Source organism: Paenibacillus sp. FSL L8-0435, from assembly GCF_037965655.1.
Classification (GTDB): domain Bacteria; phylum Bacillota; class Bacilli; order Paenibacillales; family Paenibacillaceae; genus Paenibacillus.
The window spans coordinates 4,955,755-4,969,808 of sequence record NZ_CP150185.1; the positions used below are offsets into that span (position 1 = coordinate 4,955,755).

A 14,054-nucleotide genomic window follows, 5' to 3' on the forward strand; every position below is an offset into this window, starting at 1 on the left:
CAGCACTCACACATCATGCTTTGCTCCTCCAATCCTGGGCAAGAGAACAACATCGATTTCACCCAAAGCGAAGCTTTTAATCGGAATAGAGAATTAAAGCTTTTCGGTGTCTTGATCGTTGCTCGCACATGGTCACGTTCTCGCTTATTCAGGATGCAGTAAGCTGCTTGCTGCTACGGACACGTTAAGGCCCGCTTCTGATTTAAGCAGGTTTAAATAGACGCTATTTGCCATCCGTTCATCATCGACCTTACACTAATTAGATTCAAAAAAAGGTCATGCCTTACAGAAGTTCGCTTCTGCACAGACATGACCTTTTTGGATATTCGGTATGTTGCCAGTTGTATTGCAAAGACTGTTGCGATACATCAGGCTGAGACTCCGTATGTGATAAGACCTCTCTAATTTATGCTGTATGGTACCATGAATGAAACATCCATCCTCAGCTAGTTATTTTCGAGGATTTTCATAAGAAGCATGAGAATGAATCACTGTAGTTATACCTGTTTTTTCAATTTCAATAGTAAGGTAAAAGGGTTAACGCTGTAAGCGCAAAAAGCGGGAGCACCAGTCGGTTAAAACGTCTACGGCCATAACCATAATATGGATAAGGAGTAGGGTAACCGTATCCTGGGTAAAATCCGCGAGTATGACCTATTGGATAGTTTGCTCCCGGCATTGCATTTGGAGCCCAGTTCGCATGATTCACCATGGCTTCCGGTCCAACGGGAACAGCCAGATAGATCATTTCGTCATCCACATTTTCCATAATGCCATCGTAGTGCATACCGTCATTCATCTGTACACATACATAACGGTGCATGTGTTCCTTGCATATTTTCTTCGCTTCCACTTTTTCCACTTGCCAACGCCTCCCTGGTTCTGCTCTTGATCACCTTTTCATGGTATTCAGAACTGGGCGAATTGACACTACTGACGGGAAACACAAAAAAAGAAGCACCCCGTGAGCGGCTTCCTTGGAAGTCTGCTGCGCGGACATCTATTCAGGAAACGTCCTGATCAGATGTCCGCCGGGGTACTTAAATAAAGTTTGTCGGCTTAACTGTAGTATAACAGCGAGATGAACCTGTATCTGTGATGTAACTCACTCCGCTATGTTGTAAAAGCAAGAAAGAAATATTTTTACAATAAATAACATTCGGAAATAGTGCGTGTTTAAAAAGGGCGGTTTTCAGTACCAAAAAGACGGGATAAAGCTAGAAATGGAGTAGCGGAGCATAGATAGAGCTACGTGAGAACCGCAATGTTTCCGAAGGAAACAACCTTCGTAAGCCCCTACTTATTTCGGCTGAATTCCATATTCGATGTTGATGATGCCCCCTAGGCACCATTCGTAATCAAAAGCGGTCTTTTTGAACAACCTCTATTATTCATTTTGCTTGGACTATTAGAGGCGCTTCTATGATCTATATTGCTTACACATTGCCCTCTACAGGGTCTCCAAGACCACACGTGAGCCGTTTCCGGCCTCACCTGCCGGAATCACCACAAGTTTGCGCGGCAAGCGTGCACGCAGTTCAGGTACGTGACTTATTACACCAACAGCCAATCGGTCGTCATGCAATTTTTCCAGAGACGTAATGACGGTATCCAACAGCTCAGGGTCAAGTGTACCAAACCCTTCATCCAGGAAGAAGAATTGAAGTGGGTACTGACCTCGCAGCTGAATCTGGGCTGACAGTGCCAAAGCCAGTGACAACGAAGTCAAAAACGTCTCGCCACCTGACAACGTTGATACCGGTCGTTTGACTCCCCCGTTAGCATCATCACAAATCACAAAACCACCACCGGAATCCACCTCGAGTGAATAACGCTGTTTGGTCAGGAAGCGCAGACGCTGAGATGCCGCATGACTAACCTGCATCAGTTGTTCTTCAGCAATATACTCGACAAAAGCATTGCCTCTGAACGCGGATTGCAGTTTGCTGAGCAGTTCGCCTTGACGGCTTACCTCCACCCGCTTGTTCTCCAGTTCGGTCCAGCGAACATGTCGCTGCTCCACATCCTCCAGATCACGTTCTGCACGTGCTTTGGCACGAAGGGCAGCCTCATCCTGAGTCCGGACCTGCTGCAATCGTTCGGTGCACGCTAACCACTGTTCCTCCGATACGGCAGCACCACCCAGCTTTTGTTCCAGTTCACGCAATTGGGATGCCAGTTCACGCTCACGTTCACGGTGCTGCTGGATCTCTCCTGCCAGTCGTTCTGCTTCCTGTGAAGGAATTGCCGCGGATACAACAGCATCATCCGAGTCAAACGGGGATTGTTCCAGCAATTGCTTCCACCGTTCCTGTGCCTGTTGCAGATGCTCTGTTGCCGAGGCGGCTGCCTGTTGAGCCATAACGTCTCTCTTGGCTGATTCCTGCTTCAGTGTGTCCGCCTCTTTGAAGCGTTGTGCCGAGTCCGAAGCTGCTTTCCGCAGTCCATCCAGACGAGCCTGAGCCGCAGCAATCAGATCTTCTACCCGCTGCTCCCCAACCCACTGACGCAAGCGTTCTTCCTTCTCGGCCAGCTGTTTGCTATTGCCCTGCCACTGCGTTTGCCACTGGATCAGTTGTTTGTCCAATTCGACCAGCTTCTGCTGAAGAGATTGAATGATCTGGTCTTTTTCCTCAAGGAACGTCACACTTTTGTTCAGACGTTCCTTGATGTCTTCGGCGCGCGTATCGCGCTCCTGCATCGCCTGATAGAGGGTCTTGGCCTCCTCCTGAGCGATGCCCGGCAGTTCTGTGGCCCAGCGGCCCTGCAAGGCAGCCGCTGCGGCCTCGCTCTCGGCCAGCTTGCGCTCCGCCTGGGCGAGCCCGGCACGGCCGGCCTCTTGCGCAGCTGCCGCTTCCATGCGGCGCTGCTGCGCGCCCACAGCCGCCTGCTGCAACGCGGCGGCTTCGGCCTGGAGCGGCGCTGCTGCGGCAGCCAGCGCCTGCGCGGCTTCGCGCAGCGCAGCGGCACGCGATGCCCAGCCTGCCGGGGAGCGCCCGTGTTCGGGCGACCCTGCGGGCTCGGGCTCCGCTGCGGCAGGCGCGGCCTCGGCTGCGGCAGGAGCTTCGCCGGCCGCAGCGCCAAGCTGCGTCAGCAGGCTACGACGTTCGTGCAGCTGCTGGCGCAGCCCAAAGCGCAGCTCCTGCAGCTCCGCGTGCAGGCTGCGCAGCAGTTCCAGGTCCGCATCGCCTGCGTGCGGACCTTCTCCCGACGGCGCAGCCGGGAGCGGGTGGTGCGGCGAGCCGCACACCGGGCATGGCTCGCCGTCACGCAGCTCGGCGCGCAAGGCGGAGGACAGCCGGTGCAGCTCCTGCTCACGCATTGTGCCACGCAGCTGTTCCTCCGCAAGGGCCAGCAAGCTTTGTTCGCGGCTAATATCCTGCTCACAGGCAAGCAAGGCCTCAAGACCTGCTGACGCCTGTTCTACCAGATGCTGCCGCTGATCACTCAGGCGTTTTTCTTCCTCAGCCGACGCCTTCAGCTTGTCGGCTCCCTGTTCTGCCGATTGCTTATAGGCCAGCATGTCAGCCTTGTTTTGTTGCAACTGCTCCGCGGCAGTATCCACACGATGTTTCAGTTCAAGCGCAGCTTGAAGTTGCCTGCGTTCCTCTGACTTCACTTCATTTGGCTTAAGGCTCTCCTGTAGTTCCTCACGCCGTTTGCGTCCACGCTGTTGCAATTCCTTTTCTTTCTCAAGCTGCTGTCCCAGCGCAGTCTGTTCGCTCTGCCCCTGTTCCAGCAGCTGCGCGAGGCGCGAGCAATCGGCCTGAAGCCCGTCCCGTTCCCGTTGCAGCTCTTTTGCTTGTTCGAGTTGCTCCAGGCGCAGCAAAAGTTTCGGTTCTTCCTCAGTCATTTGCTTGCGTGCCGTCTCAGCCATCTCCGCTTCCTGAACAGCCAGACGCTCATGTTCCAGTGCTTGCTGATGAGCTGTCTCGGCGGTGTCCTGCCGCTGTTTCTGTGTAGCCGTGGCATCTCGAACCGTCTGCAATGCAGGCAGTATTACATCTGCCGCAACGGATTGTTTCAGCCGTTGTTCGCCTGCCTCAACCTGTGGTTCCAGCGCTTTTAGCTTCTGCTGTTCATCCGTACGCGCCTGCCGTTCGTTACTTAACTCACGAATTTTACCCAGTTGTTCAGCTTCCTTCGCAGCTTCATCCAGCGCTTTGCGGGATAATGCAGACTGCTGAACAGCGGTTTGAAGAAGACGTTTCGTTTCTTGCAGCGTCTCCTTGCTGGCATTGCCAAGTCCCTGTTGCTCCGCAGCGAGAGATTGGTGAACCATGTCATTATCCTTGACCCGCCGACTTAATTTGATGGCCAATTGGTCCCCATACTTCTCCAGATGGAATAATCGTTGCAACATTTGGCGACGTTCACTGCCTTTGAGTGACAAAAACTCGGCAAACTTCCCTTGCGGAAGCACCACTGCCCGTGTAAAATCATCCATCTTCAAACCGATCACATCTTCAACACAGCGATTCACATCTGCCAATTTGTCGGCAAGTACCTGTTCTTCGCCATTAACCGTCTCTATGAATTTGCTGATCGTGTTACTCACCGACACTTCATTATTTCGTTTGAAACGTCGCTCTACCCGGAACCTTCGAGTGCCTTCCGCCGACATCAGTTCAAATGTAAAAGCAACCGACAACGAATCCTCTGCATGATTCATAATGCCTTGTGTCCCGTTCACCGCACGTTCCACTTTTCCGTACATGGCGAGTGTGATGGCATCGAGCAAGGAAGATTTACCACTACCCGTTGGACCGAAAATACCGAATAGCCCCGTCTCTGTAAGCACGGTAAAATCAATCTCCTGCATCTCCCGATAACTTTGCAGTCCGGCAACTTTTAATAGAATCGGCTTCATCTTTCCTCGACCTCCTCACGCACTCCCGGCTCATCTTCATCCACAAGTTCCAGAAAAAGCTGTACCAAACTGTCTTCCGGTTGTGCACCACCCGTCTGACGCTGATAGAATTTACGGAACAGTTCGTGGACCGGCAGTTCCGATCGTTGCTCCAAAAGTCCTGCTGCAGCCATCTCGGGATACACCGGGCGAATATGAATGATACCTTCATGTGATTTTCGCAGCTGCTGAATCTCCTTCAGGGACATCGCCTCGTCCAGCCATACTTCCATGTCGATAAAAGCCTGTGGATCACGTCCCTCATCCAGCCAGCGATATACTTCTGCCAGACCACCACGGGCCTGCCAACGCACAAGCGGACGCCCGGACGTTAACAAAACTTCCTCTACCTGTGCAGCTCCGCCCGGTGCCAGATCAACCATCGTGACAGACTTGCTCTGCCCTGCTTCCGAGAAGCTGTAAGCGAGAGGAGAACCGCTATATCGAATCACACCGTCTCCTTTGACAGCCTGTGCACGATGAAGATGCCCGAGTGCCGTGTATTGCGCACCAGTCGATAAAGACGAAGGGTCCACCGTGTAGGCCCCACCGATCTGAATCGGACGTTCCGAATCACTCTCAAGACCGCCGAGCACATAGATATGACTCATGGCCAAGTTCACGGTATCCGGGCGGAAAGAAGCTGCCAGACGCTGCATTAACATGCCCACCCGGTGGCTATATGCCTGACGAAGCACATTTTCATCCCCATCTGTTGTCAGCAGTTCATTCAATCTGGCTTCAGAAGGATAAGGCAATGCGGCAATCTGTGCAATCTCTCCGGTCCGTTGTGCATGGATGGTTACTGCTTCTGAAGTAGGCATGCCTACGAGTGTGATGCCCTGTCTGTTCACAAGCGGAGTCACAGAAGCCACCCGCTCTGGCTGATCATGATTTCCTGCAATCACCACGAGGGGTCTTCCATGCTCCGTCAGACGCGCTGCCGCTTCATAAAAAAGTTGTTCCGCCGCTGCGGGAGGATTCACCGAATCATACACATCTCCAGCCATTAATATGGCATCCGCCTGCTGCTCATCAGCCAACCTGACGAGTTCATCAACGAAATCTTCCTGTTCACGCAGTCGGCTTCGTCCTTCAAGCGTTTTTCCCAAATGCCAGTCCCCTGTATGCAAAATACGCATCGTCCGTTCCACCCCTCTCCCATATGAAATCCATGGTTTACAATTCCGATCCAGTTCTTTTACAATTCCACTGCATGTCCACCATCAAAAAAGTACAGCCATTTCCGATCAACTTTCCGTCCCAATATATCTTCAATGGCCCGTCCATACAGATCTAGCTGGAAGCGATAATTTTTGGTGAGTTCACCCAAACCACCACGATGCTCCAATACCCGATCCGTCTTGTAATCAAGCAAGACAAGCTCGCCGTCCACCTCATACAGACAATCGATAATCCCCTGTACAAGCACGGTTTCATTTTCAATCGTTGCCTGCATTTTGCTATCTTCTTTTAACATCTGTATATCTGAGTTCGTCGCCCGTTCATGTAGCCATTCCACTGGAGACTGATGTGCCGGAAGTCCATACACAAACGGAATTTCCCGTTTCACCCACTTTGCACGCAATAATTCTTTCCCTGGTTCTGTATTGAAAAATCCGGCCAGTTCTTCAGGTTCGATAGCCGCAGCATGATGGGGCAGCAAAATCTGAAGCTTAATCAACCGCTCAATCGTCTGTTCAATAAGCTGTGAATCAACGGATGATCCATCTATAGGAAGATGCTGCATCAACGTATGATACACATTCCCCCGTTCTGCCCCTGTCAGCTGCGTTGCCTCCATGAATTTCGGACGACGCAGGTGCAGTTTGAAAGACGTACCCACAGATCCCGCATCCGGAACGTTCACCGTAGGGTTTGAATCTGACCCTGATCCAGTCTCGCGCTCGTTAAATTCATCGGATACGCCACGTAGTACATGGCCTGCTTCATCTTTGGTGTAATTGATTCCTGGGGTGTTGTGAGCCAATAATTTCTCGGACTGTTCTCCCAGTTCCTCCATCACCTCTACGGACTGGATATCCTGCATCGCAAGTAACGTTTTCAACTCCGTGACAGATGTACTGGCTGCTACTTGAGTTGCTGCTTCGTAGGGGTACGTCCATGAAAGCCGTTGATCAACCTCGTGGATCAGTTCTGTCTCCTCTAGTTGAAGAGCTACTGTATCGGCACCTTCATCTTCAATGTTTTGGTTAGCCGTATCTTGTGCACTCTTCGTCAGCTCTTCTACCGTTGAAGATGTAACCAACTTCACGGGTTGAACCGCTTTTAGTGCAGCAATTCGCTCTTTCCGAACCGCAGTCATCCCGTCTTCTTCTCCGAGTGTCTGATCCACCACATGGTCACGGGACACCTGATCGGCGGAAATAATAGAGATTGCCCATCGTGATTGATCATCTGCAAGACAAGCTGAGAACGAATCATTGCTTCCAGCAAGTTCACGCAGCACAACCGCATCTGGATGTCTCATCAGGGATGGTCCAATCCAGTCCAGGTAACTCCGTCCAGCAGCAAGCAGATAGTCTGGCAATGCCAGTTCAGGGCTGTCCTTGACCTGAGACCACGCGAGCGCTTTTTTCGCGGCATCTTTTACAGTACCCAGCAAAATCATTTTCTCTTTGGGACGGGTCAACGCAACATACAGCACACGCATCTCTTCAGCAAGCAGTTCAAATTGCGCACGACGACGAATCGCCAGATTGGCTAATGTAGGATAGGCAACCCGGTTCACACGATCCACAAACCTCGGACCAAATCCCAGTTCCTTATGCATTAGAAACGGTGCGTTCAAGTCCTGCTGATTGAACATCTTGGATATGCCACCGACAAAGACAATTGGAAACTCCAAACCCTTACTCCGGTGAATCGTCATGATACGTACGGCGTTGTCCTGCTCCCCAGAACTACTTGTTACAGTCCCGAGGTCTCCCCCGTTTTCCCGCAGTCTGGAAACATAGGTCAGGAAACGGAACAAGCCGCGATTCGCAGTTGATTCCTCATATTGTCGTGCGCGATCGTACAATGCCTTAAGATTACTTTGACGTTGCAGTCCTCCTGGAAGACCACCAACCCAGTCCAAATAACCGGTTTCCCGATACATACGCCAGATCAGTTCACTTAGACTGCCTTGTCTTGCCTCAAGTCTCCACTGCTCCAATTGACGCATAAAACGAATTAATTTTTGCTGTAACTCCGAGCCTGAGATCTCCGTTATGCCCAGATCCTCACTTACATGTCCAGTAACACCAGCATCCTGCATTCCATCTGTATGCCCTGTATGCACATCGAATTCATACCCATTCTCCAGGATCTCTGCCTCGACTGAAGCTGCTGTCTCCCGCTGTCCCTGTTCCATCTCTGACCAGGCTTCCGGCCACTGTAACTGGACGATATTGGAATCAGGATCGTTATCCTGACGGGATTGCGGTACGGCATTAGTGGAGGAATTGTTCCATTCACCAGCAGCAGATACAACCGCATCATAGAATGACTGTCTTTTGTCACCAAGCCGAATCTGTGCCAGTTCCTCTTCATCCAGTCCGACAATCGGAGAACGAAGCACGGAAGCAAGCGGAATATCCTGCCTTGGATTATCAACAAGCTGAAGCAGAGACATCATGATTTCCACTTCTGTAGCCTGGAAGTAGCCCTTGCTCTGTTCTCCTCCAGCAGGAATTCCCTGCTGTCTGAATTCCTCAATCATGAGCGGAGCCCACATCAAGGTTGAACGCAACAAGATGACCATGTCACCGTAACGTGCCGGGCGCATCGTTTGCAGGGCTTTGTCATATACATGGAGGGCAGGTTTGTCCGTATCCCCAACCATCTCACGAATACGCCTTGCGATCGCCCTCGCTTCCAACTGGGCTGTTTCAAGCTCGGCACTCTCCAGTTCTGCGGAGATCGATGCATCCCCATTCTCATCCGTACTCTCTGTCAGATCAGGACCACCACCCTGACGATCGATCAGCATGAGTTCAGGTGTATACGCCTCATCGCCAAGCGTCTCTGACGGGAACGTAGCCCCATATGCCAGTTGCGCTCGTTCATCGTAAGCAATCTCTGCCACACCTTCGTTCATGAGTTGCCGGAATAACATATTGACCGAATGCACGACTTCCGCACGACTGCGGAAATTCCGTGCAAGATCAATACGTTGACCTGTACGATACAGACGATCTTCCACCATTCCATCCTCACGTGCGCTTGCTCCATACTGGCGATACTTGTTCATAAATAATCCCGGCTCGGCCAACCGGAAACGATAAATACTCTGCTTGACATCACCGACCATGAATCGGTTACCCGGGTTTTCTCTGGAGATGAGCTTCACGATATCTTCCTGAACCGTATTGGTGTCCTGATATTCATCAAGCAACACTTCATCGAATCGCGAACGGTACTCCATAGCCGCATCGGAAGGCATCGACAGTTCAGGCGTTGAATCCTCATGTCGCAAAATGTGAAGGCAGTAGTGCTCCAGATCACTGAAGTCAACTTGCCCCCGTTCCTGTTTGGCCTGTCGATAACGTTCTCCAAATGTACTAACCAGCCTCGACAGTTCCTGCATGAGTGGTGCCGCTTGCTCCAGCTCCTGCCAGAACGAAAAAGCACTTCTTCCAAACAATGAACCTTTCAGGTCGGTAACTGCCTTTTTCGCAGCCTCACGGAGTTCTTTCACCTGATCCTGTAAAGCCGGGTCCGTTTGATCCTTTTTGCAGGGTTTCAGTTTGCCAAATGCAGCGGGTTGAAACACTTCAGGCAACCTCTCCCATGGCATAATCTCAACCGCAGACAGCAGCTCTTCCACCATCACCAGATCTTCTTTTAACGTATCTGCATAAGGTGCCGGACCTTCAGGCTGCATGGAAATATGAATGCCTTGACGGAGTAGTCCTGCTGCACCACTCAAAGCAAGAGCCGCATCACGCAAAATACTCTGAACCCATGCTGAATGTCCAAGTGCCTCCACACTTTCCACCTGAAAAGCAGATGCCATCTCTGAGAGCCAATGATCCGGCCAGGAATGACTGCGGGAGAAATCATACAATCGTTGCACCAGTCGATGCATCGCATCATCATTTCGTTCTCCACTGAACCAGTCGACCAATTCGCGGAATGTACTACCTTCATCTTCTTCGCCATACTTTTCCTCAAATAGTTCTTCAAGCAGTTCCTGGCGCATGATTTCCGCTTCATTTTCATTCAATATACGAAAAGCCGGGTTCAACGGAATTTGCTGATAATAACGGCGAATGACTTCCATACAGAATGAATGCAGCGTTGTAATAGATGCCCGTCCAAGCAGCGACAGCTGTTTACGCAGATGCTCTTCTCCAGGCCGTTCTTCAAGCGCACGTTCCAGCGCTTCCCGAATCCGTTGTTTCATCTCGGCGGCGGCCGCTTTGGTAAACGTGGCTACAAGTAAACGATCCACACTGAATCCTTGGGAGGGATCTGCGATCTTGCGAATAATTCGTTCAACCAGCACGGCTGTCTTGCCTGATCCCGCAGCTGCGGCAACAAGGATGTCTTCTCCGCTTTCCGAGATGGCACTCCACTGGTCATCACTCCAGAAGCTTCCTTCCGGTTTTGGCATATTCGTCATGATGTTTCCCCTCCCTTGGTGTGAGATAACATATCCCAGATTTGCTGTTTGCCCGGTTTGGACAACAGGTTATATTCATTTCCTTCAATATTCTCATCAAACTGACAAACAGGTTTATACGGACAGAACGTGCACGCCACTTCCTGCTGAATACGATAAGGCTCAATGGCCACATCCCCATCCGTAATCCGGGTACCAATCTCGCGGATATTACTGCGAACCGAAGCAAGCAGCGTATCCCATTGCTCTGGCGTAGCTACAGCGGCGCTGCTATAAAAGCTTCCGTCCGCCTTAAGAGCAACTGGAATAATCGCTGAATACCCCTTATCCAGGGTGTTGTCCATTTGTGCGATTGCATCCCGGTCCGCGAGCAGCAAACCTTTCATTTTGAACCGTTTCAACAGTTCTTGTCCGGCCTGCTCCGATGTCATGCCATTTGCAGATTGCAACAGCGGGTTATGCACATGGAAATACAACGTTCCTCCCGGCATCGCCGTTTCTCCAAGCCATTCCTCGGCAGCACTAAGCAGCACCTCCAGATAGGTGAGCATCTGCAATGACAGACCATAATACACTTCATGAAGCTTGAGGTCCGTTTGGCTTGATTTATAGTCAATGACACGCAGGAGCAGACCATTCTCTCCTTCTGCGACATCCACACGGTCAATCCGACCCACGATCTCCATCACACAGCCGTTTTCCAGTTCAAAACGTAGTGGCGGCAACGTTTTATCCGGTCCAAAATCAAGCTCCAATCCAATCGGTTCAAAACTTCCGCGTCTGGACTGTTCACCGAGAATAACGGATGCCCGGCTCACGATGTCCTTCAATTTGCGGAAAATATAACCGTATCGCTTGGTGCTTAGCAAAATCTCCCCTTGCAGCTGTGGTGCAATCTGCTCCACGGTTTGCTCGGCTTCCTGACGACATTGGTCTGGAGTCAAGCTGCCCCAACTACGATTTTCTTCACGCAACCGCATAGCCAGTTGGCTAAGTGCAGCATGAAACAGTTGTCCGATATCAGGAGCCTGAAGGCGGTACAATTGCCGTTCTTTGAGACGCAACCCGTGCGAAGCAAAATGGGAGAACGGACAAGCGACGAAACGCTCCATTCGCGAAACACTCGTCCTCACCTCTGTGCCATACAATCTGCGACTGGTAGCTGTACGTAGTGGCAATGCCCGATTACGATAAAAGATCGATCCCATCAACCGCTCCAGCTGAGGTCTGCTTGTCTCTCGAGATACATGCCAATTGTAGACCGCCCACCACATTTCAGGGATGTCTTCTCCGCGGCGCCATTTGCGCAATTGTCCAATGAGCGCAGACAGACTCTGACCTGGATGGGTGACATAGGACCAATGCGCTTCTTCAGAGTTCGCAACCGGTGGTTGAGCGAGTAATGGCTGTTCTTGTAAACCAAACATCTTCCGTACATGGCGGACAATCTCGGAAGGAAACAGTGCTTTCCCCTCATCATCAGCAACCGGGTAACTCAGCCACAACTGGCTGCTTGCGGCTGTAAGTGCCGTATAGATCAGGAAACGTTCATCCAGCATCTGCCTTGTTGCACCTGGTCCAAGCGCCATGCCACGTTCCGTCAGTAACGCTCTCTCCAGTTCCGTTAATAAGCCATCATCCTGAGGTACGGCGGGTAATTCACCATCAACGGCGCCAAGGATAAATACGTATTTGATGTCCTGAAGTCGTGTACGGTCCATGGAACCCACCAAAACCTGATCAAGTGCCGGTGGTACCAGACCCAGCTTCAGTTCCGTCAATCCGGTCTCGATCATCCCGGCAAACAGCGTGATATCCAGCCGTTCATTCCCCATCATATCGACCATCTGATCCAATAAATCCAGCACAGCTCCCCACATCTGCCGATGTTCTCTCGAACGTTCGGGGTCCCCCTGAGCTTTAGCTTCAGCAGACATATTCTCCAGCTTCCATGGAATCTCAGCATCTTCCAGCAGTCTGTATAGTGCCTCGCACTGGGCTTTGGCTGTCTTTGCCTTTTTCATTCGTTTCTCAAAAACACCCAAGGAATCTGTAATGACCGTTCGGCAGTTCTCCATTAAAGAAAGCATCTGGTCCCGTCCTCGACTACGGCCATCCTGACCGTTGTCTTCCAGCGACAGGCTTGGTACATACTTCCATGGTTTGCCGTCGGTCCAGCGATACCCGTGAATACCACAAGCCAGTACATAATTCTCAAGCTGGTCCATATCTTCACGAGTGATGGAACCATCACGCGGAAGCAGCAGATCCGTTTTGACACAGCGAAATACATCCTCGTAACGCCAGTGGCGACGAACAATATCCAATGCGGAACGGATAAACTCGGATAATGGATGATGAAGTTCATTTCTTCTGCGGTCCAGAAAGACGGGTACGTCATAATCCCTGAATAGAGGTTCAGCTATATCGGCGTAGGTATCCAACTGACGAACAAGTACCGCCATATCCCGATAACGCGCACCTTCGTTTTGCGCCAAACGCCGCATCTCACGCAGTGCCCCCTCCATCTCAGCTCGTCGGTTCTCCGCTGCAACCAGTCGGATTCCGGAATCAAGGCCTTCACTTTTCCAACGAATTCGCCGGTCGAAACCAGCCTCCAGATGAGCAAGTCCCGGACGATCCTTGTATCTCGGTGGAATCTCCGAATCTAGCACGGTTATATCGCTCAGTATACCCAGTTCGTCAGCCATCCCTTTCAGGCGCGCATAGGCACTTGCCGTGGGATAGAACAGTTCCAGTTCCCCAGGCAGTGCGCCGTGATCATAAGGACGATCCAATGTCAGTGCAATCGTCACGGAAGAGGACTGCAACATCAGTCGACCAATCACACTCATCTCCTGTGGTGTGAATCCCTGAAAACCATCAATCCAGATCTGGGCATCCTGCAGCAATGCACTTTCCGACAAACGATCTGTCAGCTCAGTCAACGTGTCTTCATCATCAATATATAAATGGGTCAGTTCCTGTTCATAGTCACGATATATCAGATTCAAGTCATGCAACTTGTCCTCCAGAATCGGCGAAGTGGATGAGGTATTCCCTCCAGACAGCCCGTCTTCCAGCAATGATGGATCAACTTCATAACGTTTAAATTCACTATATAACTCATTTAATTCGCCTATAAAACCCAGCTGGCTGCCGGATGCACCAAACAGCTTCAATTCTTCCTTACGGCGCTGGATTACTTTGTAGAGCAGCATCTTTTTGCCTTCGGCTCCGATCGGAATACGAGCAGAACCGCCTGCTTCCTGCATTACGCGATAGGCTAGACGGCGAAAGCCCAGCACTTCTGCACGCATCGTACCTTTAATTGCTCCAGAAGACACCAACGCTTGCTCTGTTCGAAAGGAACTCTGTTCTGGAACGAGTAAAATCAAAGGTTTACCTTGCGGTTCTTGTTGAAGCAAGGTTGTAATTTCCCGGGTAATCAGCGAGCTTTTGCCGCTGCCTGCCCGGCCAATAACAAAACGAACGGACATGTCTAATCCTCCAAAC

5 protein-coding genes are annotated in these 14,054 nt (G+C 51.2%); all 5 read right to left on the reverse strand.

Translation table 11 applies throughout. The features are described 5' to 3' along the window. Positions 1 to 517: 517 nt before the first annotated feature. Positions 518 to 862, reverse strand: coding sequence for a hypothetical protein (locus tag NST33_RS22105; protein ID WP_036674796.1), 345 nt, complete (start codon positions 860 to 862; stop codon positions 518 to 520). A 588-nt stretch (positions 863 to 1,450) separates the two neighbouring features. Further along, positions 1,451 to 4,870 carry an SMC family ATPase gene (locus NST33_RS22110; protein ID WP_339305073.1) on the reverse strand — a complete coding sequence of 1,140 codons (3,420 nt, stop codon included), beginning with the start codon at positions 4,868 to 4,870 and terminating at the stop codon, positions 1,451 to 1,453. After that, on the reverse strand, positions 4,867 to 6,051 hold the full coding sequence (locus NST33_RS22115; RefSeq protein WP_339178058.1) for an exonuclease SbcCD subunit D: 1,185 nt from the start codon (positions 6,049 to 6,051) through the stop codon (positions 4,867 to 4,869). Before NST33_RS22115 ends, NST33_RS22110 begins: the two co-directional genes overlap by 4 nt. Positions 6,052 to 6,110: 59 nt before the next feature. Further along, positions 6,111 to 10,538 carry a helicase-exonuclease AddAB subunit AddA gene (gene addA, locus NST33_RS22120; RefSeq protein ID WP_221821976.1) on the reverse strand — a complete coding sequence of 1,476 codons (4,428 nt, stop codon included), beginning with the start codon at positions 10,536 to 10,538 and terminating at the stop codon, positions 6,111 to 6,113. Further along, a complete protein-coding gene (gene addB, locus NST33_RS22125) occupies positions 10,535 to 14,038 on the reverse strand; it encodes a helicase-exonuclease AddAB subunit AddB (protein ID WP_221821975.1) in 3,504 nt (1,167 codons plus the stop codon). The genes addA and addB overlap by 4 nt, the downstream gene beginning before the upstream one ends. Between the last annotated feature and the right edge of the window lie 16 nt (positions 14,039 to 14,054).